This is a genomic window from Staphylococcus sp. HMSC069D12 (assembly GCF_001810405.1).
GTDB lineage: Bacteria > Bacillota > Bacilli > Staphylococcales > Staphylococcaceae > Staphylococcus > Staphylococcus haemolyticus.
Genome location: NZ_KV801108.1, coordinates 333,156 through 351,310 on the forward strand (window position 1 = coordinate 333,156; position 18,155 = coordinate 351,310).

General features: G+C 31.4%; 16 protein-coding genes. 4 read left to right on the forward strand and 12 right to left on the reverse strand.

The window, feature by feature from the left end; genetic code table 11:
* Positions 1-51: 51 nt before the first annotated feature.
* Both HMPREF2737_RS07400 and HMPREF2737_RS07405 read right to left on the reverse strand, forming a co-directional pair.
* Positions 52-1,215 carry an aminotransferase class I/II-fold pyridoxal phosphate-dependent enzyme gene (locus HMPREF2737_RS07400; protein ID WP_037549255.1) on the reverse strand — a complete coding sequence of 388 codons (1,164 nt, stop codon included), beginning with the start codon at positions 1,213-1,215 and terminating at the stop codon, positions 52-54.
* Between the two features lie 127 nt (positions 1,216-1,342).
* On the reverse strand, positions 1,343-2,350 hold the full coding sequence (locus HMPREF2737_RS07405) for an acyltransferase family protein (RefSeq protein ID WP_037549257.1): 1,008 nt from the start codon (positions 2,348-2,350) through the stop codon (positions 1,343-1,345).
* A 240-nt stretch (positions 2,351-2,590) separates the two neighbouring features.
* On the opposite strand from HMPREF2737_RS07405, the gene HMPREF2737_RS12010 reads away from it, so the two are divergent.
* From HMPREF2737_RS12010 to HMPREF2737_RS07410, 3 genes are all read left to right on the forward strand, one after another.
* The gene (locus HMPREF2737_RS12010) at positions 2,591-2,782 is read left to right on the forward strand and encodes a TspO/MBR family protein (RefSeq protein ID WP_370741135.1); all 192 of its coding nucleotides are present in this window, start codon (positions 2,591-2,593) and stop codon (positions 2,780-2,782) included.
* Complete coding sequence (locus HMPREF2737_RS12015; RefSeq protein WP_370741134.1) at positions 2,779-3,030, forward strand: TspO/MBR family protein; 252 nt, start codon at positions 2,779-2,781, stop codon at positions 3,028-3,030. The genes HMPREF2737_RS12010 and HMPREF2737_RS12015 overlap by 4 nt, the downstream gene beginning before the upstream one ends.
* A gap of 180 nt (positions 3,031-3,210) precedes the next feature.
* Positions 3,211-3,630: a MarR family transcriptional regulator gene (locus HMPREF2737_RS07410; RefSeq protein ID WP_037535525.1), complete on the forward strand. Its 420-nt coding sequence runs from the start codon at positions 3,211-3,213 to the stop codon at positions 3,628-3,630.
* Between the two features lie 284 nt (positions 3,631-3,914).
* On the opposite strand, the gene HMPREF2737_RS07415 is transcribed toward HMPREF2737_RS07410, so the two are convergent.
* From HMPREF2737_RS07415 to HMPREF2737_RS07430, 4 genes are all read right to left on the reverse strand, one after another.
* Entirely contained in the window at positions 3,915-7,994 is a 4,080-nt protein-coding gene (locus HMPREF2737_RS07415; RefSeq protein WP_037549260.1) for a GW dipeptide domain-containing protein, read from the reverse strand.
* Positions 7,995-8,246: 252 nt separating this feature from the next.
* The gene (locus HMPREF2737_RS07420; RefSeq protein WP_037549262.1) at positions 8,247-8,669 is read right to left on the reverse strand and encodes a GNAT family N-acetyltransferase; all 423 of its coding nucleotides are present in this window, start codon (positions 8,667-8,669) and stop codon (positions 8,247-8,249) included.
* 142 nt (positions 8,670-8,811) lie between these two features.
* Positions 8,812-9,282 carry a DUF2538 family protein gene (locus HMPREF2737_RS07425; protein WP_037549264.1) on the reverse strand — a complete coding sequence of 157 codons (471 nt, stop codon included), beginning with the start codon at positions 9,280-9,282 and terminating at the stop codon, positions 8,812-8,814.
* An 18-nt stretch (positions 9,283-9,300) separates the two neighbouring features.
* Complete coding sequence (locus HMPREF2737_RS07430; RefSeq protein ID WP_037549266.1) at positions 9,301-10,557, reverse strand: LCP family protein; 1,257 nt, start codon at positions 10,555-10,557, stop codon at positions 9,301-9,303.
* A 452-nt stretch (positions 10,558-11,009) separates the two neighbouring features.
* On the opposite strand from HMPREF2737_RS07430, the gene HMPREF2737_RS07435 reads away from it, so the two are divergent.
* Positions 11,010-12,185 (forward strand): serine hydrolase domain-containing protein, encoded by a 1,176-nt coding sequence (locus tag HMPREF2737_RS07435; protein ID WP_037549267.1) that lies wholly within the window; start codon positions 11,010-11,012, stop codon positions 12,183-12,185.
* Between the two features lie 62 nt (positions 12,186-12,247).
* Here HMPREF2737_RS07435 and rihC read toward each other — a convergent pair whose 3' ends face one another.
* The 6 genes from rihC to HMPREF2737_RS07465 all read right to left on the reverse strand — a co-directional run bounded on the left by rihC (position 12,248) and on the right by HMPREF2737_RS07465 (position 17,897).
* A complete protein-coding gene (rihC, locus tag HMPREF2737_RS07440) occupies positions 12,248-13,147 on the reverse strand; it encodes a ribonucleoside hydrolase RihC (RefSeq protein WP_037549269.1) in 900 nt (299 codons plus the stop codon).
* Between the two features lie 142 nt (positions 13,148-13,289).
* Complete coding sequence (gene qoxD, locus HMPREF2737_RS07445) at positions 13,290-13,580, reverse strand: cytochrome aa3 quinol oxidase subunit IV (protein ID WP_011276176.1); 291 nt, start codon at positions 13,578-13,580, stop codon at positions 13,290-13,292.
* Complete coding sequence (gene qoxC, locus HMPREF2737_RS07450; protein WP_037549275.1) at positions 13,577-14,182, reverse strand: cytochrome aa3 quinol oxidase subunit III; 606 nt, start codon at positions 14,180-14,182, stop codon at positions 13,577-13,579. The genes qoxD and qoxC overlap by 4 nt, the downstream gene beginning before the upstream one ends.
* Positions 14,172-16,160, reverse strand: coding sequence for a cytochrome aa3 quinol oxidase subunit I (gene qoxB / locus HMPREF2737_RS07455; protein WP_037549277.1), 1,989 nt, complete (start codon positions 16,158-16,160; stop codon positions 14,172-14,174). Before qoxB ends, qoxC begins: the two co-directional genes overlap by 11 nt.
* The gene (gene qoxA / locus HMPREF2737_RS07460) at positions 16,160-17,284 is read right to left on the reverse strand and encodes a cytochrome aa3 quinol oxidase subunit II (RefSeq protein ID WP_037549280.1); all 1,125 of its coding nucleotides are present in this window, start codon (positions 17,282-17,284) and stop codon (positions 16,160-16,162) included. The genes qoxB and qoxA overlap by 1 nt, the downstream gene beginning before the upstream one ends.
* A gap of 295 nt (positions 17,285-17,579) precedes the next feature.
* Positions 17,580-17,897 carry a DUF5011 domain-containing protein gene (locus HMPREF2737_RS07465; protein WP_011276172.1) on the reverse strand — a complete coding sequence of 106 codons (318 nt, stop codon included), beginning with the start codon at positions 17,895-17,897 and terminating at the stop codon, positions 17,580-17,582.
* Positions 17,898-18,155: the final 258 nt, after the last annotated feature.

The window sequence follows — 18,155 nt, forward strand, 5'->3', positions numbered from 1 at the left end:
TAAACTGATTGACAGTTAACCACTATTTTAAGTGTCCTTTTTTAATTAAAGTTATATACTGTAGTTTGCTTTTAAGAATCTTTTTAATCGACGCATGCCCTCTTTTAAAACATCCATGTCATATGCATAAGAGATACGAATGTAACCTTTACCCATATCGGTGAATGATGATCCGGGAACCATTGCTACGTGTGCTTCTTCAAGCACTTTGACGCAGAAATCGAAATCATCAGAAGTATAGTTACGAATACTTGGGAATATATAAAAAGCACCTTCTGGTTGAGCATCCAATTCGAAACCCAATTCTTTTAATTTACTTACTAAATAGTTACGACGCTCTATATAAGCTCGGTTCATATATTGAGGCGCATCTAATCCTTCATTAAGTGCAGCAATACATGCGATTTGTGACGGTACATTTGCACATATACAATTATATGCATGCATAAATGTTAACTTTTCAATTAGGTACTCAGGACCTAGTAAGAAGCCTATACGAATACCGGTAGCGGAGTGAGACTTACTTAACCCACCAATAAGTAATAGTTGATCACGAATTTCCTCAAATTCTGCAAATGAGACATGATTACCTTTGAAAGTATTTTCTGCATAAATTTCATCGCTAATAATAAAAATTTCTTTTTCTTTCAAATAATTTACAATGCCTTTTACTTCATCACGTTCTAATATCACACCAGTTGGATTCGTAGGATAATTAAGCAAAATTGCTTTTGTTTTATCAGTGTAATGTTGCGCAATTAATTCTGGAGTGATTTTAAATTCTGTATTTGTAGTATCTATATAAATAGGCTTACCACCTAATGTTTCAACTAAAGGAATGTAGCCTGCATAAATAGGTCCTGGAATTAATATCTCATCACCAGGTTCGATAATACTTCGCAATGACGTATCAAGTGCTTCACTCGCACCATTCGTAATAATGATTTCCTCTTCACTATAATAAAAACCGTACTTATTTTTGAAATAATTACTTATTGCCTGTCGAGTTTCCGGCAATCCCTTATTGTGTGAGTAACTAGTTTTATCTTCTTTAATCGCATTGATGTATGCCTCTTTTACCATATCTGGCATAGGAAAGTCGGGTTGACCAATCGTTAAATTCACACAATCATCAATGTGCTTCATACGATTAGAGAACTGACGTATACTTGGTGCTCTTAAAAATTTGGAATTCGTATTTAAAGATAGTTTCATTTTTTACACCTCAAAAAACCAAATTATAGTAACTTTAAATGTTACTATAAAATTTTTAGAATAATCTTATAATAACATATTTTTTAGTCACCATAATTTGGTAAGTCCTTTTGTATTTAATTTTTCATTATCCTCTAAAAGAAGAAGGTTTCTTTAAATTAATCAAAGGATTCGTCCATTTACAAACAAGGTTCGTCGATAGTAAATATACAATTAATACTGAAATGAGAATTAAATAACCGTAAGTGAATACTGATATATGATCTTTAAAAGGATATATTTCCAATCCTCTAACTATACCTATAACTAAACCATGTAATAAATAGACGTACATTGTGCGATTTCCTATATAAGTATAAACACGTTTATGATTACTCATTAAATTGAGGAATGAGAACATAGCTACAAAGATAACGAAGTATAGCAATAGTCTTTTCAATGGGCTGTACACATTTTCATTATTATTTTCAAGTGAAGTATAGGGACTACTACCTAAAAGCCAATCTGAATTGATAGGGTGTATATAGTAGACGATGAAAAATATAATAAGTACAATGATTGAAATTAGCCTTAATTTTTTATTTCTCAATAATTGAGTATGAGCTCGCGTTGTTAAATAACCAACATAAAAAATCGGAAAAAATACGATTGTTCTTGAAATACTCATATAACCATCGATATCATCAGAAAAACCTGCAAGTATTGAAATAATCAAAGCGACAGATAATACATAATATGCTTTATAGCGACGTACTATGACAAGTATGACATGGAAACAAAATAATGTAAGTAAGAACCACAAAGCAAATACAGGATTAAAAGGGTCCATTTGAATTGCATCACTTTTACCAGTTACAAAATAATAGATAGAAAAGAATGCATAAAATATAGCGTAAGGTGCAATTAACTTTTTAGCTACATTTTCTAGGTAATGTGGTTTATCTAAATGTTTCGCAAAGTATCCAGAGATAAATAAAAACGATGGCATATGGAAACTATAAATTAACAAATATAATGCAGATAAGTATTTACTTTCAGAAGTATAAGGTTGAATCATATGACCGAATACGACTAAAAAGATAAGGATGGCGCGCGCGTTATCGAAAAAGTAATCTCTTTTTGTATCCATCGACATACGATTGTCTCCTTTTTTAATTAATAACTGTATTTAATTTAGTATATATTATCATTGAAATGCAACAATTTAGGATGAAATGTTGGGTAATAACTATTATTTGTATGTAAATTCTATTTGATTTTAGAAAAATAGATTTAAATATGAATAGTGTTTGCATAATAGGAAGAGCAAGTTATCACATTAAAGGAGTGGATTAATATTAACACGTTCAAAGACATCATTAAGCTGATACATCCAATGGTAGGTGGGAGTATCATCAGTCGAATCATAGCAAAGGAATTACAACAGGACTACAAAAATTTTAGAAAACCACCATTTTCTCCACCTACAAAAGCATTTCCGATTGTATGGCCAATATTATATTTATTAATGGGCGTTTCTTATTTAATCACTACTAAAAATAAAAAAAGACAACTCGAATTAAAGTGACACATTATACGCAGTTAACTTTAAACTATTTGTGGTCGATACTTTATTTAAAAAAGAAAGTAAGATGTATTGCATTAATTGAAAGTATCATGTTGTTTATCTCAGTAGTTGCTAATGCAGTATCAATGTTTAAAATACATCGAGTGACTGGATTATTACAGATTCCATATGTACTTTGGTCTGCATTTGCAAGTTATTTAAAAGCAGGTAATTATTACCTTAATAAGGACAATCCTAACTATAAATAGCAATTGAATATATCAATGATTCATAGTTTAAATATATATTCAGCGAGATGCTTTAAAACTTAATGAAATTAAAATTGAATTATTTAGAATTGTATTGTGACAAAATATTGAAAGTACATGACATATAAAAAAATCATAGTATAATAGTATTATCAATTACAAATGTGGAGTAGAACAACAATGTATAATCAACTAGAAAAACTTATTACACTAACTAATAATGACCTTAATTTGGTTAATAGACGTTTTGGACAGCGTACAGATATTACAAATGATCAATTAGAACTATTGAGAATTTTATATAGTTATGATCGATTGTCGCAATATGATTTAACGATGAAGATTAGTAGAGAGCAATCCATTGTATCTAGATGGATTAAGAAATTAGTGCAAAAAGGATATATAACTAGTCAACAGTCTCATGAAGATTTACGTTGCAAAGACTTATGCCTAACAGAAGAAGCTCGTAATTTGATTCAACAAATCAATACGGCAAGATGTGAGTTAATAGAAGCGCGTTGTCAGTGTCTAAGTAAGGAAGAAATACAAAGTTTAAATCAACTATTAGATAAGCTAAATAGTCGTCACATATATATTTAAATAAATGAGTCCTATTGTCTTAATGAATTTAGCCAAATGATCATTATAGTGATAGGGCTTTTTTAGTACAGTTAAATGGGCACAAGAATATAATTTTTAATTGAATATTTAAAATTGTACGAACTAGCAACATATATATAATAAAATAATTATAAAAAGACAATTTCTATAGTTTATCAATAGAAATTGTCTTTTTAATTTGTCCAAGAACTTAATGTCCTAGAATCTTGGTTATTCAAATGAGAATTTTATGTCTCATTCATTTTATTAGTAAATATAGTTATTTATTTGCTATAGCTTGAGATATCAAAATATTTACCAACAGCTTTAATTTCATTATAAAGTTGTTTTAAATATTGAGCGTTAGAATTAGCCCAATTAATATCAGTTGCATATTGGTGTGTAGCAGGGTGGTCTGGATTCCAACGCATTTTATATAGCGTGTTTTGGCCTGCTTTAATATAGTCTTTACCTATAAATTTAGCACCACCAATAATCGCTTTAGATACTGAATTCCAACCAGCTTGCTTAGCATAATTAATACCATTATATATTGGATTAGCATCAAAAGCGGCTATACCAAATACATTATGATATTTTGTAGCACTATTAGTAGTAACATAGTTATTTACGATGTTTGCACCTTTAGCTAATTGAGATTGACCATTACCAGTTTCAATTAATGCATGTGCAATTAAGTAAATTTCATTGATACCTGAAGTAGCAGCAGCTTGACTGAATGCTTGACCTTGATTTTCAAGAACACCTTTACCTTTAAGTAATTGATTCAAACTTGCTACAGAAAGGTTTTGCGGGCGATCTAAGCGTAAGAATTGGTATTTAAGCGTATCATCTTTAGCTAATTTTTCTGTGTTCATAGCATTTTTAATTTCACTATAAGTCGCGTTTGACCAACCATAACCATTTCTTTGAACTTGTGGTGGAGCCCCGTACGCATTTTGTTGAAGTGATACAGCTTGATTTAATGTTCTATATGATTTTGAATATTTAACTAATTCTTTTTTCAAATCAGTATCTTTAATCCATACATATTTGCCATTACTTAATTTACCATAATACCAAGTTTTACCATTAGCGACTTTACGAATTGTTACTTGGAAAATTTGTTCATTAAAAGCTTTTAATGAAGTTGCTTTAGCTGAACTAGGGTCATCATAGTAATAACCATTAGTTGTGTTGATAATAAATTCATATTGATATTTTTCACCATTATCTGATGAAGTATTTGATGAAGTTAAGTCATTCTTAGCAATCCAACCAGTTTTACCGTTAACTGTACCGTATAGATAAGTTGTGTTTCCAATAACAACTGATTTAGATACTTTAATTGATTTATTAGCTAAATCTTTATTATCTAAACGTTGTTGGTTTGTACCCCACGCAATTGAGTATAGACCATTATTTTTGTTGTTAATTTTATAAGTACCAGATGTTTTTTGTTCAGAACTAGAGTTTTGAACTTTCAAGTCTTTGACATTGAACCAACCTAAAGGTGTATTTGTCGTAGTATTTTGAAGTAACACAAAAGTATTACCATCAATTGTTTTTTCTTTAGAAACGTTGAAAGTACGATTAGCATACTTAGTTGCATTTTTACCTGTTTTATCATAAACAGTTGCACGTGCACCGCTGTTGTTCGCATTAACTTGAGCTACTTTCGACACAGTTTGAGTTGATGCAGTAGATGGCTTAGTAGCTTTAGTGTTTACAGCAAATTTAGCATTTACTTTAGGTGTTTGTTTAACATCAGTTGATTTAATCCAACCCCAAACATTGTTGATTACACCGTGTAAGTACGTTTCGTTACCAACTTTAAGGTTATCAATTGATTTTAACTGTTTACCACTTGAAGGTACTGTAGCTTTAACTTGTTTAGCTGTTCCCCAAGGTGTGTCGTAAATATTTGCATTTCCATTAATATCGTAATAAGTGGCATTAGTTTTGTTAGGTGTTGTAGTTTTAACAGAAATTTCCGAAGCAGGTACCCAACCACGTGAAGTATTACCATTATAATCAGAAATTAAGTAATAATCTTTATTTTTCAACGTAGCTTTCTTAGTTATGTTGTACGTTTTTCCACCAATAGTTGCGTTAGCTTTCACATTTTTATCATAAACAGTTGTATACGTTCCTTTATTCTTAGTAGAAACTTGACCTAATGTATTCTTAAGATTCGATACTTTTAAAGTATTATCTACAGTAGGTGTTTTACTTCCAGAAGCTGGTTTAGTTATATTAGATAGAAATGCTTGGCTAACCCATCCATTTTTACCATTTAAAGACCCATATAAATAAGTGGCTGTGCCAACTTGTTGAGACTTTGTTGCTTTAAATGGCGCTGTATTAGATTTTGAAACAGTTCCAGCTACTTGATTATAGTTACCCCATGGCACTGTATATAGCGTAGCACCTGATTTTATATTATATGATTGGTTTACTTTTACAGGAGATTTTACTGTATTATAAACGGTTTCTCCTTGCTTAACCCAACCGTACACTTTACCACTATTGTAGTCAGATACTAGATAATACTTATCTTTACCAAGTGTGGCAGATTTAGTTACAGATAAAGTGTTATGAACTTGGTTAGTAGCTTTACCTTTATCATCATAAACTGTTGTGTAAACACCACTATTATCAGTTTTAATTTGAGCTAAGCCACTATTTGACTTAACAGTTAATTTTGGTGATGTAGTAGTTGAACCACTATTACTTGAACCACCTTTATTGGTATTAGATGAGCTACTACTTGAAGTAGTACCCCAAGGTGCTACTTGGCCTGTTTTAATTAAATATTTTTCATTAATTAAATCGTATAATTCATTATAAGTATAGTTATGGCTTTGTAGGTAAGCGTGTGGGTCAGAATGGTCTGTACCACCTAGGAATCGACTAATTGCATAGTGAGTCCAAACTGTACCTTGACCATCATTTTCAGCACTATTAGGTGTTAATCCATAATATTGTAATTGTGTTGCAGCATAATCTGCATAGTTATTCATTGATTTAGCGAATGAAGCATAGTCATGTGTATGAACAATTTCAACATTTATAAAACGATCATTAGCATTTGGACCCGCACCCCATGATAAGTAGTCAGTAGGGGCAGTTTCTATAATACGGTTACCGTCTACAAATGCATGAACGAAAGCTGAGTTGTAATTGTTTTTCATGTAATTAATTTCACCATCAATAGTTGAGTTATCATTAGCCGTTTCATGAACTACAATACCTTCAGGTTTACCTACACCATTACGATATCCATATTTAGGGAAATAAGATGAATAATTTTCTTCGATTTTAGGTGCTTGTAAGTTATTCGAACGAATATAATTGTTGATTGATGAACTTACTTGTGGTTTATATTTCGGTAAAGATGATGTAGTTGCTTTAGCTGCATAACGTTTAACTGTTTTTACTGAAGTTGCTGGACCACCTTTGCCACCAACAGATCTAAATCCAGAATAACCTGATTGTGTACTGTTAGATGTAGATGTTTGAGTTGTTTTTGATGCTGATGCATTCTTAGTATTAGCTTCTTGTGATGTTTTAGCTTGATCTACGTTTATTTGAGTTGAATTATTATCATTATTACTATAAGTACTAACTCTCTTATCACTGCTTTGCTTAGACTCCATTTGGTTGTTAGACTGAGTCATTTGATTAGATTGTGATGGAGTAACAGTTGATGAATTCAATTGCTTCTTATTTGATGAAGTTAAACTATTCTCTTGTTGTGAGTTAGAGCTACTTTCATCAATTTGATTATTAACATTTTGTGTAGTGTTTTGATTACTATTAGCAGACGTATCATTATTTGGCTGAACTTGAGATGATGATAAAGCGTTTTTAGAAGCTTGCAATGTTTTCTTATTAGCATCAGTATTACTTTGTGTGTTATTGATATTAGTTTTTTGATCAGATTTATTTGAAGATGAAACTTCTTGCTTGCTATCTTTAACATTAGCTAGCTCACTATTTGAATTAGTAGCGTTTGTGTTAGCAATACTTTGATTTTGCGTACTTTGTTGATCTTGAGTCTGTGTTGTTGAAGTTAAATTATCTAATTTAGCATCATACGTTTTGCTTACTGTAGCAACAGATGCTTTAACATCAGAAGGATTTTGATACGTTTGTACCCCTGATACATTTTGAGCTGAATTAGTTACTTCTTTTTTAGCTTGCTCAGCATTTTCTATATTTTGTTGATCATCAATAACATTATTTGTATTATTCGAATTTTGATTAGCTTCAGCTGCATGTGCATGTTGTGAAGTAAATGCAGCACCAAATAATGTAATCGCAATCATCGAAGGAAATTTTAAATTAAACTTTTTGGTCATTTTGTTACTCCTCGTTATTATTAATATTACAAATTCATTATAGTATTTAAATTAAGGCTATGATTAGATTTAACTTATTTGTAAACTAACTTTAATACTTTCTTACATATAGTAAACAAATTATGATTTTACTAAGGACTACATTACGAAGCACAGATAATTTAAAATACATTAGTTTAAGCTACTATTAAAAAAATGAGATAGTCTATTTAATTAATTACAAGTACTCTATGAATTTAGAATATAAATAGTTTAAATATTCTTATACATTTTTATATGATCGATATTTTCCTCAATAAAAACTGGGCCCGTTTGAATATAACCTAGTTTCTCATAAAAGCCTTGAGCTTGTACTTGAGCATTTAAAACTAATTGATTGTATCCTTTATCTTTTGCAAAACGTTCAATAGCGTGCATCATTGTTTTGCCATACTCATCTTTTCTATAAGGTTTTAAAATAGCAACTCTTTCTACTTTTGCTGCGTTGTTATAAGGTCTAAATCTCGCACATGCAAAAGGTACATGATTTTTGTCGTAGCCAATAATATGTGTAGATTCTTCCTCAAATGAATCTAATTCATTTTCCAAGGGAACACCTTGTTCTTTCACAAATACTTCTCTTCTAATATAAAAACATTCTGATAACATATCTTTGTTTTTTACTATTTCAAACATCTTAATTCCCCCATATATATGTAATTATTAAAAGTTTCAAAAATAAAATTTATAAAAGTATAAAGTTATTCTATATGATTTAAAGATATAAAAAAAACTCCTTTTTACAGCAAATTTGTAAAAAGGAGTGGAAATTGTTTTATTATAAGGCTTCTTGGCGAACAATCGCACTGTACTGCCAAAATATTCTCATTTGAGCAATATTCCAATTATTCATGCCCATTGTAAAACCTGAAGGCTTGAATAATGTTACATCAGTAACTTCTAATGCTGCCGCAATAAGATATTGAAGAGGAACGCTAATACTTTGCATTGTCTCAGTAATACCATTTTCATCATAAACCCATGAGAACGGTAAATCCGATTCAAAAACATCTACTTTATTGAAGATTTCTGGTAAAGCAAGAATGTAGCACGCACCATTTACAATTGGATTAACAGAATTTTCACCATAGTAGACTAATAATGCTTCAAAATTTTCACGATGTTCATGATTAACGTAAAAGAATTCACTTCTAAATAATGCCATGTCTTTGCTATGAATAATTTGTTGCTCTAAAACATTAAACATACCATTAATGTTAGCAGCTTTTTCATATGTTTTACGTGACATAGTTTATGCTCCTCTCAATTAGTAAATTTGATTCATTTGATCTTGATTGTTATTGAATGAATCAGAACTATTTGTCTGATTGTAGTTATCACTTTGAGTACTACCTTGACTACTTTGGTCAATACCTTCATTTGAGTTTGAACTATTTTCTTCAGATGATTGTATATTATTATTGTTATCTGAATTTGTTGAATCCTTGTTGTTATCATCAGAAGAAGATGAATCTTTTTGATTATTTTTCAATAAAGACTGATCAAGAGGTGTAAGTGGTACAAGTGTACCGTAATGTTTAATAACGCGTTGATCTAAGAATTCATCCTTATCTGTTATTTTAGATAGTCCTAAATCAGAACGCAATATATTTGAATATTTCATAATACTACTAACGCTCGGATTATAATAGTAAATATTTTGTAAGTAATCATCTTTACCCTTGAGTTGAGACTTTTTAAATTCAATGTCATCAGATAAGTACATAGATGCTAGAGATTTGATTTCAGAAGAAGTTAAATTATGTTTCGCATTTTTTCCAACTATTTGTACTAAATCATCTAATTTATCATATGAATCAAGGCTCTTAGCTTTTTGGAATAATAATTTAATTAAATCCATTTGTCTTTCGCCACGTTTTAAATCAGAATCGTGATGTCGTGTTCTTGCAACGGCTAGCGCTTCATCACCATTAAGTTTTTGATAGCCTTTTTTAATTTTAATTCTACCGCTATCGTCTGTATTAGGCTCATTTAAGTCGTAAGGGACGTCATAATAAATACCGCCAAGTTCATCAACTGCCTCAACGAAGGCATCCATATTTACTCGTACATAATAATCAACAGGAACGTTTAATGTCGCCTCGACAGAATCCATAGCAGCTACAGGTCCTCCGTAAGCATGTGCGTGAGTTATCTTGTCGTAATAACCAACTTTTGGTATATAACTAATCGTATCACGTGGGATACTAAGTAATCGTATTTGACGCTTTTCAGGACTGAGGGTAGAAAGAATCATAGAATCCGTTCTTGAATGTTCTGTAGTTTGGCCATTTTTACGACGACCTTCATTATCATCAATTCCTAAAAATAAGATTGAAACTGCATCTTTAGAAGGGTTTACTTTTCCTTCGCGTATGTTTGATTGACGCTTCGAATCAGATTTATCATATGAGGCTTGCATTGCACTTTCAGAAGTTTTATACAAATTGATGATAAAAATTACAGGAACAACGATTAGTACTAGTGTAAGTAACATCATAAAATATTTTAAAAATCGGTTCATAGCATTTGCTCCTATACATATTATCTTTTATAAGAGATTTTATGATTTGAAAAATAAAAATCGTTACATTTTTATTTAACATGAAGTATAAAATCAAAAATAAATTTATATTTTTTGCTTGTATTCAAAGTTGTAAGGATGGTGCAATTATATATAATGTATACTCTCATAGCCTTAAATTGTATTACTTTTTGGAGAGAATTACAACTTTAAGTTTAATACAAAATTTACATTATTAAAATAGAATTTACAAAAGATGATTAAGCAATATTAGATAATACTTTATCATACTAAAGTACGATGTAATAAAAAATTATAACTGTATGATTAAAGTAAGATGAATTCAATGGTGTTGTGTTATATAATATAAAATATTAAACGAATAAAAAATGATTTAGATAGAATAGGTTTTAATTTAGATATACTTCTATATTAGACGTAAGAGGGACCCCATGAAAAATAACAAATTAAAAATTATAGCTTTTATTTTAGTATTAATTGTTTTAATACTTCTCATTATATTATTCGTCATTAAAATTACTAACTATAGTATTAAGGACAGTGAATATAACAATGTTAATGATAATAAGGCTTATATAGAACATCGTGATAAAAGCCATAAAACAGTTGATAAGCTCAAAACGGTTCAAGCAAAAGATGATAATATTGAACAAATTAATACGTATTTAAAAAATGTTCATTTCAATGGATCAATTACAGTTTTAAAAGATGGAAAATTAATGCTTGATAAAGGGTATGGTTATCAAAATATTAGCAGTAAGAAAAAAAGCAATGCAAATACGATGTATTTAATTGGATCAGCTCAAAAATTCACTACTGGCTTAGTACTCAAACACTTAGAATTATCAAACAAAATTAATATTAATGACCCTGTTACTAAGTATTTGCCATGGTTTAAGACAAATAAAACAATTACATTGAAAGATTTAATGTTACATAGAAGTGGTTTATATAAATTTAATGCTAATCCTAATACAAAGAGTTTAGATGGGGCAGTTCATGATATTCAAAGAAGAGGGATTAATAGTAAATATTATCATAAGCATTTATATAACGATTCTAACTATCTAGTTCTTGCGCAAGTTATAGAAGCAGTAACACATCATTCTTATGTGGAAAATTATTATAAATTACTAGCAGAACCCTATCATTTAGAGCATAGTGCTTTCTTTAATGAAAAGCCTTATAAAAAGAATATGGCCACTGGATATAAAGTAAAAAATAATAAACTAAAAACGATGAATCCGAATGTATTAGATCAATATTATGGTGCAGGAAATTTATTTATGTCTACACATGATATGGCTAGATTAGTTAATGATTTACAGCAAAATAATATTTTCAATCAAGCAGTTACAACATCTTTACTTCAAGAAATTGGGAGCACTAAATATCCAGAATCTTATAGATATGGATTCTATTCGACTCCTCAAGTCAATCGAATTAATGGTGTGTTTTTCGGTCAAATATTTACGGTATATTTTAATGAAGATTATATTATTGTACTGGCTACGAATAAAGTTGATTATTCTAAAGTGTCAAATGAGTCAATTATTTCTCATATTTATTATCAATTACTTGGTCAAAATATTTATGAAACCAAATAAAGAGAGCTATAACGAAATGTAATAAAGATGCATTTTGTTATAGCTTTTTTAATTAAAATGAATTATTTAATTGTGTCTTTAAAAATTGAGCAGTAGTTCTTATTTAGACTTGAAGTAACAATTTTACAATTTGGATAGGGGGAGTCGTAATCAACAACTGTAGCTCCCTTGGTCAATGTGCCATGTAATTCAATTCGTACACTAGCTAGTATCGTTTCATAGCTTTCAGGATCAAGTAAATATAATACTGTGAAGACATCATATAATTTTAACCCTTTAGCGAAGTCTTTCTCTTTATAATGTTGAAAGATTTGATAGAGCATTGAACTTGTTCTACTCATATGTTCAAATGACGCTAAATAGTCATGAGTTAACAGCGATTGTCGTGCTAAATCAAGTCCAATCATAGTGATGGGAAGGTCACTCTCAAAAACAATATGCGCTGCTTCAGGATCACTATAGATATTAAACTCTGCAAGTGGCGTTACATTACCTCGTCCTGAACTTCCCCCCATTAAGACAATTTCTTTAATATGATCTTTAACTTCAGGAAACGTACTTATCAATAGAGCAATATTCGTAAGTGGACCTAACGCTATAAGCGTAATAGGGGTGTTTGAATGTAAAAGTATCTCCTTCATTGCAGTTATTGAGTTAGTAGAAGCTAATTGGTCATTTGATATAGATGGGAAGTCGTATCCATTCATACCACTTTCACCATGAACTTGGCTTGCATCTATTGCTTTATTAATTAACGGTTTTGCAGAACCTCTGTGAACAGGTACGTCACTATTGAAGAAGGCTTTCAATTTCAGAGCATTAGCAGTCGTTTTTTCTATATTGACATTTCCATTGACTGTGGAAATCATTTTTACATTGAAGAATGGATGTGATAGGGCAACACTCAATGCAGCAGCATCATCAATTCCTGGATCAGTATCTATGATTATAGGTAAAGTCATTATTCAAATGCATCTCCTTCACAATAAATGATTTAAATTAAAGATAACTTAAATAAGGTATGTAATGAAAGCATATAGAAAGAACCTGTTTGAAACTTTGACGAGTTTCATAACAGGTTCTTTGTGTGAGATAAATATTAAATTATAAGTGGTGAGAATGTCCACCTTGCATAACCCAATACGTACCAATAACAGTCACTAATGTGATGATAATCGCAAAGATAACTTTGAACGATTGTACTTGACCATCTTTACCTTCAGTTAAGTGCATGAACATTAATAATTGAACTGCAGCTTGAATAAAAGCAAAGCCAAAGATGATTGTTGTTTTAGCATGGAATGTCATGTTTGTGTATAGAGTTACGAAAACTGCTAATAACGTCAAGACGATTGAGGCAATAAAGCCGACTGTATGTTTTACGATTGTATTCATCCGCTATACACCATCCCTATCATATATACGGCAGTGAAGATGAAGATCCAAACAACATCTAAGAAGTGCCAGTATAAACTTACAATAAATAATTTAGGAGCATTAAATTTATTAAGACCACGTGTAGCCACTTGAATTAATAAACAAATGATCCAACCAATACCTAATGATACGTGAGCACCGTGTGTACCTAATAGGATGAAGAAACTAGACCAATAAGATCCAATTTGTGGTGTTACACCTTCAGAAACATAGTGAGCAAATTCGTAAATTTCGAATCCAACGAACACTATACCTAAAAGGACAGTAAGAATCATCCAGAACATCATTAAGTTTTGTTTTTCTTTACGCATGTAATAAATTGAAATACCACATGTGTAAGAACTAATTAATAAGGCAAACGTCATAATTAATACAAGCGGTAACTCGAATAATTCTGTTGTCATTTTGCCAGCATAATCGCCACCATGTTGCAACGTTAATAACGTTGCGAACAAAGTACCGAATAATGAGAATTCGGCTGTAAGGAAAATCCAGAAGCCAAGTTTATTTAATTGACCTTCGTGCGTACGTGAATCAACAGTATTTGTATCATGACTCATGACCTACAGCCTCCCTTTCTTTAATACGAGCTTCTCTTAAACGAGCTTCATTTTCAGCAACTTCAGAAGCAGGAATATGATAACCATGATCTTGTACGAAACTTTGGTAAACTAATGAACCAAGAATACCTACTAAGCAGATTGCAGCAGGGATTACAGTTTCGAAGATTAAGAAGAAACCACCTAATAACATGAATATACCCATAATTACACCTGTATGTGTATTGTTTGGCATATGAATGTCTTTATAATTATGGTTATCTAAATAATGACGACCATGTTCTTTCATATCAACAAATGTATCATAGTCATTCCAATCTGGAGTGATAGCAAAGTTGTATTTAGGTGGAATTGCAGAAGCAGTAGACCACTCTAAAGTACGTCCAAGACCATCCCAGTTATCTCCAGTAGCTTCACGTGGAGCTTTGATATGACTGTATACAATGCTTACTACTAAGAATAGGAAACCAACAGCCATTAATAATGCACCAATAGTAGAGATTAGGTTTAATAACCACCAACCATCAGAAGGCATATAAGTGTATAAACGACGAGGCATTCCGTCTAATCCAAGAATGAATTGTGGTAAGAAACATACGTTAAATCCAATCATGAATAACCAGAAGCACCACGCATTTAATTTTTCGTTTAATTTGTAACCCATCATCTTAGGATACCAGAAGATTAAACCAGCTAGGCAGGCAAATACAACACCAGTAACCAATGTATAGTGGAAGTGAGCTACTAAGAAATAAGTATTATGGTATTGATAGTCAGCTGATGCCATCGCTAACATTACACCTGTAACCCCACCTAATAAGAAGTTAGGGATGAAGGCTAATGAGAATAGCATAGGTGACTCGAACGTAATACGTCCTTTATATAATGTTAATAACCAGTTAAATAATTTAACCCCGGTTGGTACACCGATTAACATTGTTGAAATTGAGAAGAATGAGTTGATTAAAGCACCATTACCCATTGTGAAGAAATGGTGAACCCAAACTAAGAAACTTAAGAATGCGATACCAGCAGTTGCCCACACCATACTTTGGTGTCCGAATAAACGTTTACGAGCAAATGTTGGAATAATTTCTGAATAAATACCAAATGCAGGCAAGATAACGATATAAACCTCAGGGTGCCCCCATACCCAGAAGAAGTTTGCCCATAACATTGGCATACCGCCATCGGCAACTGTAAAGAATGCAGTTCCAAATACACGGTCAGTAGTCATTAATGCAAGTACAACTGTGAATACTGGGAACGCAAGAATTACGATTAAAGCCGTAATAAATGTTGTTACAGTAAACATAGGCATTTGCATGAATTTCATTGTTGGTGTTTTACATCTAAGTATTGTTACGAAGAAGTTAATACCAGTCATTAAAGTACCAATACCTGAAATCTGTATTGCGACTAGGTAATAGTTAACACCTGGGCCTGGACTAAATTCACCAGCTAATGGTGCGTAGTTTGTCCAACCAGCCGCTGGTGAACCACCAATAATGAATGAAAGGTTGAATAAAATCATACCAACGAAGAATAACCAGAAACTAATGTTATTCATAACTGGGAACGCCACATCACGAGCCCCAATTTGTAGTGGAACGACTACGTTCCATAAACCAAATACGAATGGCATAGCCATAAAGATAATCATGATAACGCCGTGCGTACTGAAGATTTCGTTATAGTGATTTGATTCCAAGAAAGTATTATCTGGAATTGTTAATTGAGTACGTAATAGTAATGCATCAATACCACCACGAACGAACATAAGTACGGCACAAATTAAGTACATTAAACCGATTTTTTTATGGTCTACGGATGTGAACCATTCTTTGTAAAGATATTTCCATAACTTGAAGTAAGTAATTACTGCGATTAAACCAATAACTAGGAATGGCGCACCAATTTGTGCCATTGTAATCATCCAGTTACCTTTAACGAGCAATTGATCCCATGGAAAATTCATTAATGTCCACCTCCATGATCATTGTCTGCTTTGCTACCAAATTTAGACGCATTTTCGTCTTTTGCACTTTTACTGATTTTTTCCATTTCCTTAGAGTTATGATCTTCTTCTTTCTTGAATTCATAATCATAAGGATCATTGTTACCAAGAATCATAGGTTTCATACCATGACGCTTATAGTTAGCGTTAGTGATTTGAACCTTACGAGCTGGTTTTTGTGGTTTATCAGTAACATCTTTGTATAAGTCCTTCTCAGCTACAAAGTTAGGATCTTTTTGAACATAATTGTAACGTTTGTAAGCGTAGAAGATGTACTCTGGATCAGCTGCAGGGTCAACGAATGCCATATGAGTACCACTGAATGTCAATTCTTTATTAGGTGTACTTGGTAAGAGTTGTTTATCGAACTCATCTTGGCTAAGTGTTTTCTTGCTCTTAGCATCTTTAACCCAAGAATCGAATTCACTTTGGTCTACAGAGTGTACTTTAAACGTTTGGCGAGAGAAACCTTCACCATTGAAGTTTGAGTTACGACCTCTGAAAGTACCTGTTTGATCGGCTTGTAAAGTCCAATTCATTGTCATGCCAGTCATGGCATATTTTTGACCACCTAGTTGAGGAATCCAGAAACTTGTCATCGTATCCATAGCTTGTAATTTGAATACTACAGGACGATTTTTAGGAATAGTTAAAGTATTAACCGTTTCAACTTTTTGTTCTGGATAAGCGAAGAACCATTTGTATCCAGCACTTACTGCGTATACAACCATTGGATCTTCCTTACTTTCTGGTGGTTTCTCATAATCGTATAAAGTTTTAACTGTTGGAATAGATAAAGCAATTACGATAATGATAGGTACCACAAACCAAATTGTTTCAATTAAAGAATTGTGGTGCATCTTACCAGTTTCGCTGTTTTTATTGTAGCTATACTTGAAAATAAAAATAGCGAACATAGTAAGTACAACAGCAACAATAACAAGCATGAAGATGATTGAATAGATAATCAAGAACTTCTGACTACTTGCTACTGGCCCTTTTGCATTAAATACTTCAACATTCGAACAACCACTAAGTAAAATTAGCGTGCCGAACATTAGAAGCAAAGACTTAAATTTTGACACTTTTTTGACCTCCTAATACTACAAATGTAGGGCTTATCATTAATTTTAGTTTATTACGCAATATTTACAAGTACTTATCCGAAAAAAATTATAATTATATATAGGAAACAACTAGAAACAATAGGAATGACGGGGAATGTAAGATTTGTTAAAATTATGTGTCTATTCTGTGAAAAATGACAAATTTAAGTGAAATACGCATGCAGTTGAGAAACGTTATCAATTTCAATGTTTTCAAGGGTTTTTGACACAAAAAAAGATGAGATTATTCATCTCATCTCAAAAATTTGTCATATTATTTAACTTCTATGTATCGAGTTGAAGTTTCTTCTGCACCATCTGAATCAATGACATTATATTTCACTTTATATTTGCCTACTTTAGAAGTATCAACATGACCATCTACAGTGATCTTATGTGTTAAATCACCATCTTCTTTATCATAAGCACTAATTCCATTTAGTAGATTATAATTTTGGCCTTTTTCGATTACGATATCATTCACACCTCTAAGCTCCGGGGAGTGATTAGTTGTTGCTTCTGCACTTAAGTTGGGGGTAACTAGAGTTGCGGAGACGCCTAGCGCTGAAAGTGACTGGATTAGTTTATTCATTAAGTTAACCTCCGTTAAAAAAATAAAGTCATTGAGTAATTTAATTAAACTATACAATATATTCTGAAAATAAACATCATACTATAGTCCTAATATATCGTATTATTTTAAGAATTTAAATAATAAGAAGAAAAATATATATTAAGATTATGTAAAATGAAGAATTTGTGAATTTAATTACAATTGATTTAAAAATTTTGCAAATTGGAATAGAATGAATTTGGAAAAGGTTTGAAATATTTAACTAAATGGGAGTGA

What these genes read in the sequence shown, in the direction of transcription:
- HMPREF2737_RS07415 (WP_037549260.1), bottom strand. Translation starts at nt 7,994, where the DNA reads ATGACCAAAAAGTTTAATTTAAAATTTCCTTCGATGATTGCGATTACA.
- HMPREF2737_RS07465 (WP_011276172.1), bottom strand. Translation starts at nt 17,897, where the DNA reads ATGAATAAACTAATCCAGTCACTTTCAGCGCTAGGCGTCTCCGCAACT.
- HMPREF2737_RS07430 (WP_037549266.1), bottom strand. Translation starts at nt 10,557, where the DNA reads ATGAACCGATTTTTAAAATATTTTATGATGTTACTTACACTAGTACTA.
- HMPREF2737_RS07400 (WP_037549255.1), bottom strand. Translation starts at nt 1,215, where the DNA reads ATGAAACTATCTTTAAATACGAATTCCAAATTTTTAAGAGCACCAAGT.
- HMPREF2737_RS07420 (WP_037549262.1), bottom strand. Translation starts at nt 8,669, where the DNA reads ATGTTTGAAATAGTAAAAAACAAAGATATGTTATCAGAATGTTTTTAT.
- qoxC (WP_037549275.1), bottom strand. Translation starts at nt 14,182, where the DNA reads ATGAGTCATGATACAAATACTGTTGATTCACGTACGCACGAAGGTCAA.
- rihC (WP_037549269.1), bottom strand. Translation starts at nt 13,147, where the DNA reads ATGACTTTACCTATAATCATAGATACTGATCCAGGAATTGATGATGCT.
- HMPREF2737_RS07410 (WP_037535525.1), top strand. Translation starts at nt 3,211, where the DNA reads ATGTATAATCAACTAGAAAAACTTATTACACTAACTAATAATGACCTT.
- HMPREF2737_RS12010 (WP_370741135.1), top strand. Translation starts at nt 2,591, where the DNA reads ATGGTAGGTGGGAGTATCATCAGTCGAATCATAGCAAAGGAATTACAA.
- HMPREF2737_RS07435 (WP_037549267.1), top strand. Translation starts at nt 11,010, where the DNA reads ATGAAAAATAACAAATTAAAAATTATAGCTTTTATTTTAGTATTAATT.
- HMPREF2737_RS07405 (WP_037549257.1), bottom strand. Translation starts at nt 2,350, where the DNA reads ATGTCGATGGATACAAAAAGAGATTACTTTTTCGATAACGCGCGCGCC.
- qoxD (WP_011276176.1), bottom strand. Translation starts at nt 13,580, where the DNA reads ATGAATACAATCGTAAAACATACAGTCGGCTTTATTGCCTCAATCGTC.
- qoxB (WP_037549277.1), bottom strand. Translation starts at nt 16,160, where the DNA reads ATGAATTTTCCATGGGATCAATTGCTCGTTAAAGGTAACTGGATGATT.
- HMPREF2737_RS07425 (WP_037549264.1), bottom strand. Translation starts at nt 9,282, where the DNA reads ATGTCACGTAAAACATATGAAAAAGCTGCTAACATTAATGGTATGTTT.